General features: G+C 71.3%; 13 protein-coding genes and 4 tRNA genes. 6 read left to right on the top strand and 11 right to left on the bottom strand.

Annotated elements, in window-relative coordinates; translation table 11 throughout:
• Window positions 1-97: 97 nt before the first annotated feature.
• From OG627_RS24365 to OG627_RS24355, 3 genes are all read right to left on the bottom strand, one after another.
• Window positions 98-171 (bottom strand) — tRNA-Ile (locus OG627_RS24365).
• Between the two features lie 224 nt (window positions 172-395).
• A tRNA-Asn gene (locus OG627_RS24360) sits at window positions 396-468 on the bottom strand.
• A 5-nt stretch (window positions 469-473) separates the two neighbouring features.
• A tRNA-Asn gene (locus OG627_RS24355) sits at window positions 474-546 on the bottom strand.
• 230 nt (window positions 547-776) lie between these two features.
• On the opposite strand from OG627_RS24355, the gene OG627_RS24350 reads away from it, so the two are divergent.
• The 4 genes from OG627_RS24350 to OG627_RS24335 all read left to right on the top strand — a co-directional run bounded on the left by OG627_RS24350 (window position 777) and on the right by OG627_RS24335 (window position 6,515).
• Window positions 777-1,088, top strand: a complete 312-nt coding sequence (locus OG627_RS24350; RefSeq protein WP_329072933.1) for a YtxH domain-containing protein — start codon at window positions 777-779, stop codon at window positions 1,086-1,088.
• Between the two features lie 70 nt (window positions 1,089-1,158).
• Entirely contained in the window at window positions 1,159-2,604 is a 1,446-nt protein-coding gene (locus tag OG627_RS24345) for an FGGY family carbohydrate kinase (RefSeq protein ID WP_329068465.1), read from the top strand.
• 252 nt (window positions 2,605-2,856) lie between these two features.
• Window positions 2,857-4,590, top strand: coding sequence for an ABC transporter ATP-binding protein (locus tag OG627_RS24340; RefSeq protein WP_329068463.1), 1,734 nt, complete (start codon window positions 2,857-2,859; stop codon window positions 4,588-4,590).
• Window positions 4,590-6,515 (top strand): ABC transporter ATP-binding protein, encoded by a 1,926-nt coding sequence (locus tag OG627_RS24335; RefSeq protein WP_329068460.1) that lies wholly within the window; start codon window positions 4,590-4,592, stop codon window positions 6,513-6,515. Before OG627_RS24340 ends, OG627_RS24335 begins: the two co-directional genes overlap by 1 nt.
• 54 nt (window positions 6,516-6,569) lie before the next feature.
• Here the strand turns inward: OG627_RS24335 and OG627_RS24330 are convergent, their stop codons facing one another.
• From OG627_RS24330 to OG627_RS24305, 6 genes are all read right to left on the bottom strand, one after another.
• Window positions 6,570-7,643 carry an RNA polymerase sigma factor gene (locus tag OG627_RS24330; protein ID WP_329068458.1) on the bottom strand — a complete coding sequence of 358 codons (1,074 nt, stop codon included), beginning with the start codon at window positions 7,641-7,643 and terminating at the stop codon, window positions 6,570-6,572.
• Between the two features lie 165 nt (window positions 7,644-7,808).
• Window positions 7,809-7,880, bottom strand: a tRNA-OTHER gene (locus OG627_RS24325).
• Between the two features lie 164 nt (window positions 7,881-8,044).
• The gene (dnaG, locus tag OG627_RS24320; RefSeq protein ID WP_329068456.1) at window positions 8,045-9,949 is read right to left on the bottom strand and encodes a DNA primase; all 1,905 of its coding nucleotides are present in this window, start codon (window positions 9,947-9,949) and stop codon (window positions 8,045-8,047) included.
• 69 nt (window positions 9,950-10,018) lie between these two features.
• Window positions 10,019-11,296 (bottom strand): NAD(P)/FAD-dependent oxidoreductase, encoded by a 1,278-nt coding sequence (locus tag OG627_RS24315; RefSeq protein WP_329068454.1) that lies wholly within the window; start codon window positions 11,294-11,296, stop codon window positions 10,019-10,021.
• A gap of 219 nt (window positions 11,297-11,515) precedes the next feature.
• Window positions 11,516-12,796, bottom strand: coding sequence for a deoxyguanosinetriphosphate triphosphohydrolase (locus OG627_RS24310; RefSeq protein WP_329068452.1), 1,281 nt, complete (start codon window positions 12,794-12,796; stop codon window positions 11,516-11,518).
• A gap of 158 nt (window positions 12,797-12,954) precedes the next feature.
• Window positions 12,955-14,034, bottom strand: coding sequence for a sirohydrochlorin chelatase (locus OG627_RS24305; RefSeq protein ID WP_329068450.1), 1,080 nt, complete (start codon window positions 14,032-14,034; stop codon window positions 12,955-12,957).
• A 285-nt stretch (window positions 14,035-14,319) separates the two neighbouring features.
• On the opposite strand from OG627_RS24305, the gene OG627_RS24300 reads away from it, so the two are divergent.
• Complete coding sequence (locus tag OG627_RS24300) at window positions 14,320-15,084, top strand: SanA/YdcF family protein (RefSeq protein WP_329068448.1); 765 nt, start codon at window positions 14,320-14,322, stop codon at window positions 15,082-15,084.
• Window positions 15,085-15,109: 25 nt separating this feature from the next.
• On the opposite strand, the gene cutA is transcribed toward OG627_RS24300, so the two are convergent.
• Both cutA and OG627_RS24290 read right to left on the bottom strand, forming a co-directional pair.
• Window positions 15,110-15,439: a divalent-cation tolerance protein CutA gene (gene cutA / locus OG627_RS24295; protein ID WP_329068446.1), complete on the bottom strand. Its 330-nt coding sequence runs from the start codon at window positions 15,437-15,439 to the stop codon at window positions 15,110-15,112.
• 149 nt (window positions 15,440-15,588) lie between these two features.
• Window positions 15,589-16,326, bottom strand: coding sequence for an NADPH-dependent FMN reductase (locus OG627_RS24290; protein WP_329068444.1), 738 nt, complete (start codon window positions 16,324-16,326; stop codon window positions 15,589-15,591).
• 81 nt (window positions 16,327-16,407) lie between these two features.
• On the opposite strand from OG627_RS24290, the gene OG627_RS24285 reads away from it, so the two are divergent.
• Complete coding sequence (locus tag OG627_RS24285; RefSeq protein WP_329068442.1) at window positions 16,408-17,220, top strand: aminotransferase class IV; 813 nt, start codon at window positions 16,408-16,410, stop codon at window positions 17,218-17,220.
• The last annotated feature ends 269 nt before the right edge of the window (window positions 17,221-17,489 follow it).

The raw sequence follows: 17,489 nt of genomic DNA, 5'->3' as shown, positions 1-17,489 counted from the left end.
TGGTCTGAACGAATGAACGGGCGGCACCACTCTGGAGTGGTGCCGCCCGTTCATTCGTTTCCGCAGGTAGAAACGGTTCTCCTGAGAGAACTCCGCGTGGGGCGGGAGGGACTCGAACCCTCGGCCGACGGATTATGAGTCCGCTGCTCTAACCGGCTGAGCTACCGCCCCCAACGGCGCGTCGCGCACATCTGTGCGCGCCGTCTGCCGCAGCATAGCCGGTCATACGATCTCCTGCCTCGGATGGTCGGCTTCACTTGACCATGAGGACTTCGTCGCGCACCGGCCGGTTCCGGCAACCGTCAAGTACATCCGTTCGAGGGACCCGTGAGGGGCCCACGACGGCTGGCGGGCACACGAAAAAGGACCCCGAAGGGTCCTTCCCGTCTTTCCCGCTCCCCCGGCTGGACTCGAACCAGCAACCCTCCGGTTAACAGCCGAATGCTCTGCCAATTGAGCTACAGGGGATCGCGCTCCCCCGACTGGACTCGAACCAGTAACCTGCCGGTTAACAGCCGGCTGCTCTGCCAATTGAGCTACAGGGGATTGCTGCGTTTGCACCGAACGTACCCTCCCGGGTCCTCCCGGGCGGCGCGCGTTCGCTGCGACACATACATTAGCGCAAGCAGGGGGGTGCTCCGCCAATCGGTATCGAGCCGGGTCACGTCGGGTGATCCCGGGCCCGGACGGGGTAGGCGGAGGACCACAGACCGACCGGTCCGACGCTGACGCTGGGACCTGGGGACTCCGACGCACAGAGAGATTGGGTGGCAGCCATGCGGTACCGGCTCACGTTCATCGCTGGACTGGCCTGTGGATACGTTCTCGGCACGCGCGCCGGGCGCGAGCGCTATGAACAGCTGAAGAAATCCGCGCGCCAGGTCTCGCAGAATCCGGCGGTGCGCAACGCCGCCGAAGCCGCCGCGCAGACCGGCCGGGAGGTGGCGGGCAAGGCGTACCACTCGGTGAACGACGTGGTCGGTGACCGGCTCGCGGACAAGCTTCCTGGCTCCGTCGCCCAGCGGGTGCGGTCGCTGCGGGAACGCAGCCAGAACGGGCAGGACGACTGGGGCACCAGCAACACCTGATCCGTTCCCGTCCCGAACCGGCGGTCCCGGAAGCGCCTGACAGGCCGCGCGTGCGGCAGAATCGGGTGTCATGGGAATAGTCGCCGGGTTGGACAGTTCGTCCGGGTTCACACGCGTCGTCGTATGTGACTCCGACACAGGTGCCGTGCTGCGCCAGGGGTACGCGCCTCATCCGGTCGAGCCCAAAGCCACCGAGGTCGATCCGCAGGTCTGGCTGCTCTCCCTCGGCGAGGCCGCGTCCGGCGGGCTGCTGGAGGGGGTCGAGGCCATCGGCGTCTCGGCGGAGCAGCACGGCATGGTGGCGCTGGACCGGCAGGGCAATCTCGTGCGTCCCGCGCTGCTCGGCAACGACAAGCGCGCGCAGGTCGCCGCCGCGGACCTGGTGGACGCGCTGGGCGGGCGGCAGGCGTGGGCCGAGGCCGTCGGTTCCGTACCGCAGTCGGGGCAGATCGTCTCCAAGCTGCGCTGGATGGCGCGGACCGAGCCGGAGGCCGCGCAGCGCACGGCGCTCGTGATGCAGCCGCACGACTGGCTGGTCTGGCAGCTGCTGGGGAGACCGGCCCGCCGGACGACGGACCGGGGCGCCGCGTCCGGCACCGGCTACTGGTCGGCCCGCACCGGGGCGTACCGGCCCGACCTGGTGGAGCTGGCGCTCGGGCACCAGGCCGCGCTGCCCGACGTTCTCGGTCCCGCGGAGGCCGCCGGCACCACCCCCGAGGGGCTGCTGATCTCGGTGGGGACCGGCGAGACCATGGCCGCCGCCTTCGGGCTCGGCGTCGCGGCCGGGGACGCCGTGGTGTCGCTGGGGGCCTCGGGGTCGGTGATGGCCGTGCACCACGAGGCGGCGGCCGATCCGTCCGGGCTGATCACCTCCTTCGCGGACGCCACCGGAATGCATCTGCCGGTCGTCCACACGCTGAACGCGGTCAGGGCCCTGCGCGGTACCGCGGAGCTGCTGGGTACGGCCGACCTCGGCGAGCTGTCCGCGCTGGCGCTCAAGTCGACGCCGGGCTCCTCGGGGCTGGTGTTCCTGCCGTATCTGGAGGGCGAGCGCACCCCGCAGCTGCCGCACACGGCCGGCACGCTGACCGGGCTGCGGCGCGAGTCGATGAAGCCGGAGCATCTGGCGCGGGCCGCGTTCGAGGGGATGCTCTGCTCCCTCGCCGACGCGATGGACGTGCTGCGCGGGCGCGGGGTGGAGGTGCGTCGGGTGTTCCTGCTGGGCGCCGCCGCCGAGCTGCCCGCCGTACAGGCGGTGGCCCCGGCGATCTTCGGTGCGCAGGTCGTCGTACCGCAGCCCGCCGACTACGCGGCGATCGGCGCGGCCCGGCAGGCGGCGTGGGCGCTCGGGGTCGCGCGCGGAACGCTGGCTCCGCACACCCCGCCGGCCTGGCAGGGCGCGGCGGCGCAGGTCTTCGAGCCGGGCGACGACGCGGCGGTGGGGACGGCGGTACGGCAGCAGTACACGGCGACGCGGGAGCAGGTCCATCCCGGGGCGTTCGGTCCCACGGGCTGAGCGGCACCGGAGGCGGGTGCAGCGGAGGTGGGCGCGCTGGAGGCGCGTACGCCTGAGACGGGTGGTGCGCCGGGTCGCGCGGCGCGTCGGCCGTTCGCCGAGGCGCCGGGAACGGTTTCGGGCCGTGGGCGTTCTTGACCGGTCTTTGTACATAAATCCTTGGGGTTCCACGGGTGCGGTGCCGCAAGATGGGGTCGGACCCCACCCTCCGGTCTTGCCCACCGCACCCGAGCCGACCCCGAGAGATTCCGCGTGCTCCTACGACTTCTGCGAGCCCATCTCGCTCCCTACAAAAGACCCATAGCCCTGCTGGTGACGCTCCAGCTGTTGCAGACGTGCGCCACCCTGTATCTGCCCACCCTGAACGCCGACATCATCGACAACGGTGTGGTGAAGGGGGACTCGGGCTACATCCTGGAGTTCGGCGGGATCATGATCGCCGTCAGCGTGGTCCAGGTCATCTGCAACATCGGCGCCGTCTACTACGGCGCGCGTACCGCCTCGGCCCTCGGCCGGGACGTGCGGTCCGCGATCTTCGGGCGGGTGCAGAGCTTCTCCGCCCGCGAGGTGGGGCACTTCGGGGCCCCCTCGCTGATCACCCGCACCACCAATGACGTCCAGCAGGTGCAGATGCTGGTCCTGATGACGTTCACGCTGATGGTGTCCGCGCCCATCATGTGTGTCGGCGGCATCGTGATGGCCCTCGGCCAGGACGTCCCGCTCTCCGCGGTGCTGCTGGCCGTTGTCCCGGTGCTGGGGATCTGCGTCGCCCTCATCATCAGGAAGATGCGCCCGCTGTTCCGGCTGATGCAGACCCGGCTGGACACCGTGAACCGGGTGCTGCGCGAGCAGATCACCGGCAACCGCGTGATCAGGGCCTTCGTCCGGGACGACTACGAGAAGGAACGCTTCCGCGGAGCCAATACCGAGCTGACCGATGTCGCGCTGTCGACCGGCCGGCTGATGGCACTGATGTTCCCCACCGTGATGACGGTGGTCAATCTGTCGTCGCTCGCCGTCGTCTGGTTCGGCGCGCACCGCATCGACAGCGGCGGGATGCAGATCGGCGCGCTGACCGCGTTCCTCGCGTATCTGATGCAGATCGTGATGGCCCTGATGATGGCCACCTTCATGTTCATGATGGTGCCGCGCGCCGAGGTGTGCGCCGAGCGCATCGAAGAGGTGCTGGACACCAGGTCGAGTGTCGTACCGCCCGCGAAGCCGGTGCGGGAGCTGCGGCGGCACGGGCATCTGGAGATACGGGGCGCCGAGTTCCGCTTCCCCGGGGCCGAGGAGCCGGTGCTGCGCGAGGTGTCCCTCGTCGCGAGCCCCGGCGAGACGACCGCGGTCATCGGGTCGACGGGCAGCGGGAAGTCGACGCTGCTCGGGCTCGTACCCCGGCTGTTCGACGCCACGGACGGGCAGGTGCTGGTCGACGGGGTGGATGTGCGCGAAGTCGATCCGGTGCTGCTGGCGAGGACCGTGAGCATGGTGCCCCAGAAGCCGTATCTGTTCTCCGGTACGGTCGCGACGAATCTGCGGTACGGCAATCCGGACGCCACCGACGAGGAGCTGTGGCACGCGCTGGAGGTGGCGCAGGCCAAGGAGTTCGTCGAGGCGCTGGAGGGCGGGCTCGACGCGCCCGTCGCCCAGGGCGGCACGAATGTCTCCGGCGGGCAGCGCCAGCGGCTCGCGATCGCGCGGACGCTGGTGCGGCGGCCGGAGATCTATCTGTTCGACGACTCGTTCTCCGCGCTGGACTACGCCACGGACGCCGCGCTGCGTGCCGCGCTGTCGCGGGAGACCGCCGAGGCGACCGTCGTGATCGTCGCCCAGCGGGTCTCCACGATCCGTGACGCCGACCGGATCCTGGTCCTGGACGAGGGCCGGGTCGTCGGGTCGGGCCGCCATCACGAACTGATGGCATCGAATGAGACATACCGGGAGATAGTCCTCTCCCAGCTGACCGAGGCGGAGGCTGCCTGATGAGCGGTCCTGGCGGACGCATGATGGCCGCGGGTCCCGCCGCGCGGTCGATGAACTTCAAGGAGTCGGGAAAACGGCTGCTGCGGCGGCTCGCCGTGGAGCGGGCCACGCTGGGCTGGATGCTGGGGGCCGGAGTGCTGAGCGTCGCCCTGTCGGTCGTCGGACCGAAGATACTCGGCAACGCGACGGACCTGATCTTCGCCGGGGTCGTCGGCCGGCAGACGACTGCGGGCGTCACCAAGGAGCAGACCGTCGAGGCGCTGCGCGCCAAGGGCGACGGCGGACTCGCCGATCTGCTCTCCGGGGTGAATTTCACCCCCGGCCAGGGCATCGACTTCGGCGCGGTGGGCAACGTCCTGCTGGTCGCGCTGGTGGTGTACGTGGGCGCGGGCCTGCTGATGCTGGTGTCGACGCGGCTGTCCATACGCGTGATCAACCGCACGGTGTTCCGGATGCGCGAGGACGTCCAGGCGAAGCTGTCGCGGCTGCCGCTGTCGTACTTCGACCAGCAGCCGCGCGGCGAGGTGCTGAGCCGGGCGACGAACGACGTGGACAACATCTCGCAGACCCTTCAGCAGACCATGGGCCAGCTGGTCAACTCGGTGCTGACGATCGTCGGTGTGCTGGGGATGATGTTCTGGATCTCCCCGCTGCTGGCGCTGGTCGCGCTGGTGACCGTACCGCTGTCGGTGTTCGTGGCGGCGAAGGTCGGCAAGCGGTCGCAGCCGCAGTTCGTGCAGCAGTGGAAGGTCACCGGCTCGCTCAACGCCCATATCGAGGAGATGTACACCGGGCATGCCCTGGTGAAGGTCTTCGGGCGGCAGGAGGAGTCCGCCGAGGGCTTCCGCGAGCACAACGACAAGCTGTACGAGGCGGGTTTCAAGGCGCAGTTCAACAGCGGGATCATGCAGCCGCTGATGCTCTTCATCTCCAATCTCAACTATGTGCTGGTCGCGGTCGTCGGCGGGCTGCGGGTCGCCTCGGGGACGCTGTCGATCGGCGACGTCCAGGCGTTCATCCAGTACTCGCGGCAGTTCTCGATGCCGCTGACCCAGGTCGCGTCGATGGCGAACCTCGTACAGTCCGGCGTCGCCTCCGCCGAGCGGATCTTCGAGCTGCTGGACTCGGAGGAGCAGGAGGCCGACGCGCCGTCGATCGAGCGGCTGCGCGAGCCGCAGGGGCGGGTCGCCCTTGAGCACGTGTCGTTCCGGTACGACCCGGAGAAGCCGCTGATCGACGATCTGTCGCTCTGTGTGGACCCGGGCCAGACGGTCGCCATCGTCGGCCCGACGGGCGCGGGGAAGACCACGCTGGTCAATCTGCTGATGCGGTTCTACGAGGTGAGCGGCGGCCGGATCACCCTGGACGGCCTGGACATCTCGCGGATGTCGCGCGAGGAACTGCGGTCCGGGATCGGCATGGTGCTCCAGGACACCTGGCTGTTCGGCGGCACGATCGCGGAGAACATCGCCTACGGCGCCTCCCGCGAGGTCACGCGCGCGGACATCGAGGAGGCGGCGCGCGCGGCGCACGCCGACCGTTTCGTGCGTACGCTCCCGGACGGCTACGACACGGTGCTCGACGACGAGGGCTCGGGCGTCAGCGCCGGGGAGAAGCAGCTGATCACCATCGCGCGGGCGTTCCTGTCCGACCCGGTGATCCTGGTGCTGGACGAGGCGACCAGCTCGGTGGACACGCGTACCGAGGTGCTGATCCAGAAGGCGATGGCGCGGCTGGCCCACGGACGTACGAGCTTCGTCATCGCGCACCGGCTGTCCACGATCAGGGACGCCGATGTGATCCTGGTGATGGAGAGCGGCTCGATCGTCGAACAGGGCACGCACGAGGAGCTGTTGGCGGCGGAAGGCGCGTACGCGCGGCTGTACGCGGCGCAGTTCGCGCAGGCGGTCGTGGAGGTGGACTGAGGGCCCCGCTCCCGGGCCCGGGAGCGGGGCGCGGGCCGCGGGCGGGGGCCCGGGTCAGTCCAGGTAGCCGCGCAGTTGGTCGGCGAAGGCGTGGTCGCGCAGTCTGCCGAGGGTCTTGGACTCGATCTGGCGTATCCGTTCGCGGGTCACGCCGAAGATCCTTCCGATCTCCTCCAGGGTGCGCGGCCGGCCGTCGTCGAGACCGTAACGCAGCTGGACCACCTTGCGTTCGCGCTCGCCGAGCGTGGAGAGCACCACTTCCAGGTGCTCGCGCAGCAGCAGGAAGGCGGCGGATTCGACGGGGGACGCGGCGTCGCCGTCCTCGATCAGGTCCCCCAGGGCGACATCGTCCTCCTCCCCCACCGGGGTGTGCAGGGACACGGGCTCCTGGGCGAGCCGCAGCACCTCCCTGACCCGGGCGGGGTCCAGCTCCAGCTGGGCGCCGACCTCCTCGGGGGTCGGCTCGCGGCCGTGCTCCTGGAGCATCCGGCGCTGCACGCGTACGACCCGGTTGATCAGCTCGACCACATGGACCGGGACCCGGATCGTACGGGCCTGGTCGGCCAGGGCCCGGGACATCGCCTGCCGTATCCACCAGGTCGCGTACGTAGAGAACTTGTAGCCGCGCGCGTAGTCGAACTTCTCCACGGCCCTGATGAGGCCGAGGTTTCCCTCCTGTACGAGATCGAGCATGGTCAGACCGCGGCCGACATAGCGCTTGGCGACCGAGACGACGAGCCGCAGATTGGCCTCGATCAGCCGTCGCTTGGCCATCCGGCCGAGCACGACCAGCCGGTCGAGGTCCAGGGCGAGCCGCGAGTCGGGGTCGGGGGTGCCGCTCAGCTTCTCCTCGGCGAACAGCCCCGCCTCGACGCGGCGGGCCAGCTCCACCTCCTCGGCGGCGGTGAGCAACGGTATACGGCCGATCTCCCGCAGATACTGCCGGAACAGATCGGACGAGGGCCCGCCGGCGTCGCTACGGCCGCCGCGCCCGCCCGGGGGGTCGGGCACGAGGGATACCTCCACGGAGCGCTCGGTGAGCAACTGGGTCTGCACGGGGGCGACCTCCTGGGTGATCGCTGCCGTCCGGGGGGAGTACGGCGGCGGGACGGAGGCGGCCGGCCGCACTCCGGAGAACTCAGCACCGCCCCCAGTGTGCGGTACGGCACATCGCCGCCACGAGGGGCGTGCGGTGACTTTCTGAACCCGTGCGTAACCGTGCCGTTACGCGGGTTGCCGGGGCACAACGAAAGAAGCGGCCCTTCCTCGGATGAGGAAGGGCCGCTTCATTCATGGAGCGCCCGGCAGGCCTTGCACCTACATTTCCCGTCGGCAGACGGACGTCTTTCCTTGGACCACAGACGCGCGACTTCGTGTGCTGAACCGAAGTAACACCATGATCATACAAGAACTCCGGACCGCTGTCGTCCCGGGCGTTCCCGGGCGTTCCCGGGCGTTCCCGGGCGTTCCCGGGCGTTCCCGGGCGTTCCCGGATGTCCTGCGGGCCGATGGCGCGGACGCCGGAAGCTCTAGAGCGCGTCGGCGCCGGTGTTGCGGAGGGCCTGACCGTACTGCTGGAGAATCCACAGATCCTTCTGCACGGCCGCGTAGTGGTCCGGGTCGGCCTGGTTGCCCAGCCGGGTGAGGGTGCCGGTGATGTCCTGGATACGGCGGTCCACCGCGCGCAGCCGGACCTGGACGAGCTGCTGTCCCGCGTAGATCTCGTCGATGGTCTTGCCCCGGAAGACCTCCACCGCCAGCTCGGTGACCATGGCGCGCACCTGGTCGTTCGGCGCGGCCTCGCGGACCCTGGCGAGATACTCGGGCGCGGACTGGAGACCCGACTCGGCGCCGCCCGCCTCCTCGATGGCGCGGCGCACGGCGGTGTACGGCGGGGCGGTGAACTCGTCCTCGCCATAGGCGTCGAAGGCCGGGGAGACCAGCTCGGGGCGCTGGAGCGCGAGCTTCAGCAGCTCGCGCTCGGTGCGGTGGGCGGGGCTGCGCAGGGTGAGCGCGGGACCGGAGGGCGCCTGCCGCGCCTCCGCCTCGTACGACTGGCGCCCCCGCTGCTCGGGGCCGGCCGACGGGCCCCGGCCGCCCCGGTCGCGCGCCCAGCGCGCCACCTGGGCGACGCGCTTGACCACGAACTGGGTGTCGAGGATGCCGAGGATGCCGGCGAGCTGGACCGCCACCTCGTGCTGCGAGGAGCCGTTCTTGATCCTGGCGACGATCGGCGCGGCCTCGTCCAGCGCCGCCGCCCGGCCGGCCGGGGTCTCCAGGTCGTACCGGGAGACGATCTGGCGGATGGCGAACTCGAAGAGCGGCGTGCGCGGTTGCGCCAGGTCCACGACGGACTGGTCGCCCTTGGCGAGCCGCAGCTCGCAGGGGTCCATGCCGTCGGGGGCGATGGCGATATAGGTCTCGGCGGCGAACTTCTGGTCGTCCTCGAAGGCGCGCAGCGCGGCCTTCTGGCCCGCCGCGTCCCCGTCGAAGGTGAAGATCACCCGGGCGCTGCCGTTGTCCATGAGCAGCCGGCGCAGGATCTTGATGTGGTCGCCGCCGAAGGCCGTGCCACAGGTGGCGATGGCGGTGGTGACCCCGGCCAGATGGCAGGCCATCACGTCGGTGTACCCCTCGACGACGACGGCCCGGCTGGACTTGGCGATGTCCTTCTTCGCCAGATCGACCCCGTACAGCACCTGGGACTTCTTGTAGATCGCGGTCTCGGGCGTGTTCAGATACTTCGGGCCGTTGTCGTCGTCGCGGAGCTTGCGCGCGCCGAAGCCGACGACCTCGCCGGAGATGTCGCGGATCGGCCACATCAGCCGGCCGCGGAACCGGTCGATCGGGCCGCGCCGGCCGTCCTGGGAGAGCCCGGAGAGCAGCAGCTCCTTGTCGGAGAAGCCCTGGCCGCGCAGGAAGCGGGTGAGGTGGTCCCAGCCCACCGGGCTGTATCCGACCCCGAAGTGCTCGGCCGCCGCCTGGTCGAAGCCGCGCTCGGCGAGGAACCGGCGGCCGATCTCGGCCTCGTCGCCCGCGAGCTGCTCGACGTAGAACCGCGCCGCGATCTTGTGGGCCTCGACCAGCCGGGTGCGCTCGCCGCGCTGGCTCGACGGGTTGTAGCCGCCTTCTTCGTAACGAAGGGTGATGCCCGCCTGGGCGGCGAGCCGCTCGACCGTCTCGGAGAAGGAGAGATGGTCGATCTTCATGACGAAGGCGATCGTGTCCCCGCCCTCCTGGCAGCCGAAGCAGTGGAAGAGACCCTTGCTCGGACTGACCTGGAAGGAGGGGGACTTCTCGTCGTGGAAGGGGCAGAGCCCCTTGAGATTGCCGCCGCCCGCGCTGCGCAGCTGGAGGTACTCGGACACGACGGCGTCGATCGGGACCGCGTCCCGAACCGCCTTCACGTCGTCATCGTTGATCCTGCCGGCCACGCGTGAATTCTACGGGCCCGCACCGACACACGCGGACAGCCCTCCGGCGGGCGGAGGCGAAGGGCCCGGCTACCCGCCGAGCGAGGCCAGCGGTACGTTCGGATCGGCCAGGGCGTCCAGATCCTGCGGTTCGCCGGAGCGGATCAGGCGCTGGATGTGCTCGGCGACGTCCCACACGTTGACGTTCATCCCCGCGAGCACCCGGCGGTCCTTCAGCCAGAAGGCGACGAACTCCCTCTTTCCGGCGTCGCCCCGCACCACCACCTGGTCGTACGAGCCGGGCGGCGCCCATCCCGAGTACTCCAGGCCCAGGTCGTACTGGTCGGAGAAGAAGTAGGGGACGCGGTCGTAGACGACGTCCTGGCCGAGCATGGCGCGGGCGGCGGCCGGGCCGCCGTTGAGGGCGTTGGCCCAGTGCTCGACCCGTACCCGCTCCACGGAGAGCGTGCCGCCCCAGCCGGTGAGCGGAAAGGCCGCCACGTCCCCGGCGGCGAAGATGTCCGGGTCGGAGGTGCGCAGCGAGGCGTCCACGGCGATGCCGCCGCCCTCGGACCGGGAGGCGAGGGTGAGCCCGGCGGCCTCGGCGAGGGAGGTGCGCGGGGCGGCGCCGATCGCGGCCAGGACGTCGTGCGCGGGGTGCTCCTCGCCGTCGTCCGTACGGGCCGACAGGACCATGCCGTCCTGCCCGGTGATCTCGGTGAGCCGGGCGCCGAAGTGGAACCGTACGCCGTGGTCCCGGTGGAGATCGGTGAACAGCTGGCCCAGCTCGGGGCCGATGACCTGGTGCAGCGGCGTCGCCTCCGCCTCCACCACCGTGACCTCGGCGCCGTATCCGCGCGCCGCCGCCGCGACCTCCAGGCCGATCCAGCCCGCGCCCGCGATCACCAGATGGCCGTTGTCCCGGCCGAGGGCGGCGAGGACCTGGCGCAGCCGGTCCGCGTGGGCGAGCCGGCGCAGATGGTGGACGCCCGCCAGGTCCGTGCCGGGGATGTCGAGCCGGCGCGGTTCGGCGCCGGTGGCCAGCAGCAGCTTGTCGTACCGCAGGGAGGTGCCGTCGCCGAGGAGGACACACCGGGCGTCCCGGTCGATGGCGGTGACGGCCTGGCCGAGATGCAGCTCGACCTGCGCCCCCGCGTACCAGGCGGGCTCCTGGGCGAAGACGCTGCCGCGCTCCTCGCCGCCGGTCAGATAGCCCTTGGACAGCGGCGGACGTTCGTAGGGGTGGTCGCGCTCGTCACCGATCAGGATCACCCGGCCGGTGAACCCCTCCGCGCGCAGGGTTTCCGCGGCCTTCGCCCCGGCCAGCCCTCCGCCGACGATGACAAATGTCCGATGTGCGTCGACCACTTGATGCCTCCTCTTCGCGCTGCCGCCATCTGCGAGCGTCCCGTACCGAGCCTGACGGCGAAAGGGGGAGCGCTCCTCGGGCCTGCCTCACGGTCGGGATCCCACCGTGATCCGGCTCCTCTGGTATATGCCCGTATCCGGGGCCGTGAGGCATGAGGGGCGCCTGCGGCTCATGCCCGGCGGCCCGGTGTGCCACGGTGTTCGGCTGGTGTCCGCCGGTCAGACGCGGTTCGTGAGCCCTCTGTGCAGGGAGCGGGCCGCCGCGTCCGTGAAGGAGGCGATCTGGTCGACGATGACGCGTTTGCGTGCCCGGTCGTCGCCGGCCGTGTCGAACAGGGCGCGGAACTGCGGGTCGAGCCCCTCGGGCGCGCGGGCCGTGAGCGCCTCGGCCAGCTCGGCGAGGACGACGCGCTGGTCGGCCCGGAGCTTCTCCTGTTCCGCGCGCTGCATCACGTAACGGTCCGCGACGGCCTTGAGGACCGCGCACTCGTGCCGGGCGGCGCGCGGAACGACCAGTTCGGCGGCGTACCGGGTGAGCGGGCCCGTCCCGTACCGCTGTCTGGTCGCCCGCTCGGCGGCCTCGCAGAACCGGCCGATGAGCTGGCTGGTGGCGTCCTTGAGACGGGACTGCGCGAGGGCGGAGCCGTCGTAGCGGTGCGGCCACCACTCCTGTGCCATGAGCCGGTCGAGCGCGGCGGCCAGCTCCCGCGGATCGGTCCCGGCCGGTACGTAGCGGCCGATCGCGACCGTCCAGATCTCGTCCCGTTCGGTCGCGGAGGAGAGCGCCGAGGGGTCGACATGGCCGGCGTGCAGGGCGTCCTCGAAGTCGTGGACGGAGTAGGCGACATCGTCGGACCAGTCCATGACCTGCGCCTCGAAGCAGGTGCGGTCCGCCGGCGCGCCCTTGCGGGCCCAGTCGAAGACGGGCAGGTCGTCCTCGTACACCCCGAACTTCACCGAGCCGGGCTCGGTGGGGTGGGCGCCGCGCGGCCACGGGTACTTGGTGGCGGCGTCCAGGGCGGCGCGGGTGAGGTTGAGGCCGACGCTGACGAGGTCGCCGCCCTCCGGAGGCCGGACGAAGCGTTTCGGCTCGATCCGGGTCAGCAGGCGGAGCGACTGCGCGTTGCCCTCGAAGCCGCCGCAGTCGGCGGCGAATTCGTTGAGCACCTGCTCGCCGTTGTGACCGAAGGGCGGATGGCCCATGTCGTGGGAGAGGCACGCGGCCTCGACGAGATCCGGGTCGCAGCCGAGGGCGGCGCCCAGCTCGCGTCCCACCTGGGCGCACTCCAGGGAGTGGGTGAGTCTGGTGCGGGGGCTGGCGTCCCACTCCCGGCTCCACGAACCGGGCGTCACGACCTGTGTCTTGCCCGCGAGCCTGCGCAGCGCGGCGGAGTGCAGCACACGGGCGCGGTCGCGCTGGAACGCGGTGCGGCCGGGACGCTTGTCGGGCTCGGCGGCCCAGCGCTCGGTGGATGCGTCGTCGTACGAGATGCCTGCCATGCACCGACCGTAACCGGAACGGGCGGATTGGGGCGTACGGGGGTGACGGGCGGCGAGGGGCGGTTCTTCGTGTCTCGCCTCTCGCCTTTTGTGTCGCGCCTTTCGTGTTCCGTGTCTCGCGTCTCGCCTTGCGTTTTTGGTGCTCGGTGCTTGGCGCTTCAGACGGCGGCGAGCTGGTGGCGGGCCGTCGTGCCGTACGACTCCGGCGCCGACGCCAGCGCCGCCTCGTAGCGGAGGAGCAGCAGCCGGGCCAGCGCCGGATGCGCGCCGAGCGGCGCGGCGGCGATCCAGGGCGCGGCGGCGGCCGAGCGGGCGGCGAAGTGACCAGGGGCGGTGAAGTACGAGGCGACGGCGGTGCGGTGACGGCCCCGGGCGGCGAGGGCGCGCAGCGCCTCGGGGACGGTGGGCGAGGCGGCGGAGGCGTACGCGGGGGCGACGAGCACACCGCCGAGACGCTCGCTGAGCAGCGCGGCGGTGTGCCGGGTGTCGGCGGCGGACTCGGGGTCGCGGGAACCGGCGGCGGCCAGCACGACACCGGCGTCGCCGGGGAGGCGGGGCAGGTCGTGGGGCAGGTCGTGGGACGCGCCGTCGGTGGGCCAGCCCGCTTCGACGAGACGCTCGTACAACGCCTCCACCAGCAGCGGATGCGGTCCCAGCGGGGCGGCGATCCGGGTCTCCAGGCGGGGAGCGGCAGCGGCGGCGAACGCCGGCAGGTCGCGCTTGATGTGCACGCCACGGCTGAGCAGCAGGGGTACGAGGACGGCGCGGCCGGAGCCGAGGGCAGCGAGGGTGTCGGGCAGGGCGGGGGCGTTGATCTCGATGTGGCCGAGCCGTACGTCCAGGCCGGGACGCAGCTCACGGACCCGGTCGAGGAGCGTGGTGACGGTACGCAGGGTGCGCGGGTCGCGGCTGCCGTGGGCGACGACGACGAGCGCGGGGGTGTCGCTGTGCATGTTCCGGCGGGTTCCGTTCCGTGCGACGTGGCTGAGCTGGTGGCCGAGCTGGGCGGTGATACGGGTGAACAGCTGCCCGGCGCTGACGAGTGGGGGCGCGTCGGCGGGCGGGAGCGCGTCGGCGGGGACGGGGAGGTCTGCGGGGACGGGCGGACCTGTGGGGACGGGCGGACCTGCGGGCAGGGGGCCGGAGCGTTCCGGAGGCGCCGGCCGCGCCCGCGGCTCGGGGTGTGCCCGTAACCCGGGGTGTGCGGGTGGCATGTGGTCGTGCGCCGACTCCGTCATGGGTCCGATCCTGCCGGGCGCTGATTGCCGGGCCGTTGCGCGGTGGTGACGGGTCTTTTCCCTCACCTCACTGCCGGTCGGGGGGCACTGTCAGACCCGTCACTTAGAGTGAGGGAAGTTCGGGGCCGGAACATGATCGGGCGAGGGGGAGATGAACTGATCGGCGGCTCCGGTCGTCGTACAGGACGGGACGTACAGAAGGGGACGGGCCGCGGGGGACGGGTCGCACGGGTGCGAGTCGTACCGGCCGGGCCGCCATCGCACAGCCAGGGGGGACACAGACACATGCCACTGCCCAAGCCGCCGCGCCCGCGCGCGTCACGGCGGATCAGGCTGCCGCTGCCGCTGCGGCCACGGCGACCGGGTGAGCCGCGCCTGTGGCGCACCCGGCGCGGGCAGCGCCGGATCGCGCAGGCCGTGATGCTCGGCTGCGTGCTCGCGCTGCTGCCCGCGACCTGGCTCCACGCGGTCGCCGACAGCCGTATCCGTACGGTCGCTGACGTGCCGGCCCGCGATGTCGCCGTGGTCTTCGGCGCCGGACTGCTCTCCGGCCGGCCGACGCCGTATCTCGCGCACCGCCTCGACGCGGCGGCCGAGCTGTATCGCGCGGGCAAGGTGAAGGTCGTGCTCGTCACCGGGGACAACAGCCGCGTGGAGTACGACGAGCCGGACGCCATGCGGACGTACCTCGTCCGGCGCGGGGTGCCGGACGGGCAGATCGTCAGCGACTACGCCGGTTTCGACACCTGGGATTCCTGCGTCCGGGCCAAGCGAATATTCGGGGTCGGACGGGCGGTGCTGGTGACGCAGGGTTTCCACATACGGCGCGCGGTGGCGCTGTGCCGCGCGGCGGGGGTCGAGTCGTACGGCGTCGGGGTCGCCGAGCCGCACGACGCGACCTGGTACTACGGCGGGGTACGGGAGATGTTCGCGTCGGGGAAGGCGGCGGCCGATGCCGTGGTCCGCCGTGACCCCACGTTCCTCGGTCCGGCCGAACCGGGGGTGACGGAGGCGCTGGCGACGCACGGAAGGGAAGGCGCGGGACCGTGATCGTCCGCCTTCTCCAGCGCCGTGCTCACGGCGCGGTGGTCTCCTCGGCGACCCACGCCAGATAGGCGGCGCTGCCCCGCACCACGGGCATGGCGATGATCTCCGGGGTGTCGTAGTCGTGGGCGCCCTTCAGATGGGTCTCCAGCGCCTCGTAGCGCGCGGCGGTGGTCTTGAAGAGGATCTGCCACTCCTCGGTGATCTCGATCGCGCTCCGCCAGCGGTAGACGGAGGTGACCGGCGCGGAGATCTGCGCGCACGCGGCGAGTCTGGCCTCGATCACGCCCCGGGCGAGTTCCTCCGCCTTTTCGGCGCTGTCGGTCGTCGTCAGCACGGTGAGACACGTGGCGTCGGTCATGGAGGGGGCTCCTTCGTACGGAGGGGACGGGAGAGGAGGGGAGGGAGAGGACAGGAGAGGCGGTCCGGCGACGGCCCCGGCGGCCGACCCCACAGCACCGTACGGCCCCGCCCGCCCCTCTCCGCGCACCGGCGGCCCCTCCCCCAGGCTCAAGCGGCGTACGGGCGTACGGACTTGGCGTCCCGCAGCGCCAGTGCCCACCAGGCGAGCCGGTCGAGCATCGTCCGGGCGGCCGTGTCGCAGCCGACGGGGTCCTTGGGCCGGCCCTCGTCGTCGAAGCCCTCCCCCACATGAGGGAAGGAGACGGTGTCCCGGACCGTGACGGCGTGCAGCTCGGCGAAGACCTGGCGCAGTTGCTCGACGGCGCGCAGTCCGCCGGAGATCCCGCCGTAGGAGACGAAACCGACGGGCTTGGCCTGCCATTCGCCGAAGTGCCAGTCGATCAGTGACTTGATGACGGCGGGGAACGAGTGGTTGTACTCGGGAGTCAGGACGACGAAGGCGTCGGCGGTGGCCAGCCGGGAGGTGACCTTGACGAGTTCGGCCCTGACCTCGGGGCCGGGGCTGAAGGAGAGGGCGGTCGGCAGGTCCGTGTCGGCGAGATCGATCAGATCGGTGGTGAAGTCGGTGCGCTCGGCGGCGCGCGAGAGGAACCAGTCGGCGACGACCGGCCCGAAGCGGCCCTCGCGGTTGCTGCCGAGGATGACGGCGAGCTTCAGCGGTTCGGCTGTGGCGGCTACGGCGACGGTGCTGATGCCGGTGCCGGTGCTGATGCCGGTGCTGATGCCGGTGCCGGTGCTGATGCCGACGACGGGCGTCGGACCGGCGTCGTTCGAAGCGGTGGATTCGGCGTCGATCCGGGCGGGTTCAGGTGTCATGGTGTTCATGGAGGGAGCTTCTTACCTCAAGCGGGATTGAGGTCAAGCCGGTCGTCTCCGGCCCCGCCGCGCACCTCATACGGTGGTGGCATGACGACTTCCGCGCCGCATCCCGTCCCCCGTACCGCGCCCGACCTGCTGGTCGAGGTCGACGAGCATCCCGCCACCGCGGCCGAACTCGGGCAGCGCGTCATGAACACGTACGGACACTTCTCCGCCCTCCAGGTCAGGGGCGGCCGGGTGCGCGGGCTGGCGAAGCACCTCGCGCGGCTGGACGGGGCGAGCCGGGAGCTGTTCGGTGCCGGGCTGGACGGCGAGCGGGTGCGGTCGGCGCTGCGGCACGCGCTCGGTGACGTGCGGGACGCGTCGGCCCGCGTGTACGCGCACGAACGGGCGGGTGCCGACGGCATCGCGCTGATGGTGACCGTGCGGCCGCCCGTCGTGCGGGACGAGCGGGCGGTGAGCCTGATGTCCGTCCCGTACCAGCGCCCGGTCGCGCACCTCAAACACCTGGGCGGCTTCGCCCAGATCCACTACGGCCGGGTCGCGGAGCGCGCGGGCTTCGACGACGCGCTGCTCACCGGGCCGGGCGGTGTCGTGTCGGAGGGCGCCATCAGCAACATCGCCTTCTGGGACGGCGACACCGTCGTCTGGCCGGACGCGCCCGCCCTGACCGGCATCACCATGGCCCTGCTGGAGACGCACCTCCCGGCTGCCGGGCTCACCTCGGTCCGCCGCGAGGTGACCCTCGCCGACCTGCCCCGCTACCGGGCCGCCTTCGTCACCAACTCGCTCGGCATCTCCGCCGTCTCCCGGATCGACGACACGGTCCTCCCGGGTGACGCGGCGCTCCTCAAGACGGTGCGGGAGGTGTACGACGGGGTGGCGTGGGAGCGGATCTGACCCGTCGTACACCTCCACTCCCCTGCCCTCCGAACGCTGCCCCGCCTCACCCGTTCGGCACGGGACGGCGCACGACATCGGACGAGGCCGGCATCTCCGCTGTGACCTGTGGTGATGCCGGCCGGTGCGGGCCGCGCGCGGTCCTCCGCCACGGAATCTGATCCTCCATCAGCAGGCGTGCACGGCGCCGGGCGCCTTATCTCGGAAGTGACGCACCCGACGCGCCGGCCGCATCCACCGCGGCCCCCGCGCCTGCCCCGGAGGATCAC

This window comes from Streptomyces sp. NBC_01429 (assembly GCF_036231945.1).
Classification (GTDB): Bacteria; Actinomycetota; Actinomycetes; order Streptomycetales; family Streptomycetaceae; genus Streptomyces.
This window is presented reverse-complemented; position numbering and strand designations above follow the sequence as displayed.

Coding starts and splice junctions, on each gene's coding strand:
- cutA (WP_329068446.1), bottom strand. CDS start 15,439: ATGACCGACGCCACGTGTCTCACCGTGCTGACGACGACCGACAGCGCC.
- OG627_RS24345 (WP_329068465.1), top strand. CDS start 1,159: ATGGGAATAGTCGCCGGGTTGGACAGTTCGTCCGGGTTCACACGCGTC.
- OG627_RS24335 (WP_329068460.1), top strand. CDS start 4,590: ATGAGCGGTCCTGGCGGACGCATGATGGCCGCGGGTCCCGCCGCGCGG.
- OG627_RS24310 (WP_329068452.1), bottom strand. CDS start 12,796: ATGGCAGGCATCTCGTACGACGACGCATCCACCGAGCGCTGGGCCGCC.
- OG627_RS24350 (WP_329072933.1), top strand. CDS start 777: ATGCGGTACCGGCTCACGTTCATCGCTGGACTGGCCTGTGGATACGTT.
- OG627_RS24300 (WP_329068448.1), top strand. CDS start 14,320: ATGCCACTGCCCAAGCCGCCGCGCCCGCGCGCGTCACGGCGGATCAGG.
- OG627_RS24285 (WP_329068442.1), top strand. CDS start 16,408: ATGACGACTTCCGCGCCGCATCCCGTCCCCCGTACCGCGCCCGACCTG.
- OG627_RS24305 (WP_329068450.1), bottom strand. CDS start 14,034: ATGACGGAGTCGGCGCACGACCACATGCCACCCGCACACCCCGGGTTA.
- OG627_RS24290 (WP_329068444.1), bottom strand. CDS start 16,326: ATGAACACCATGACACCTGAACCCGCCCGGATCGACGCCGAATCCACC.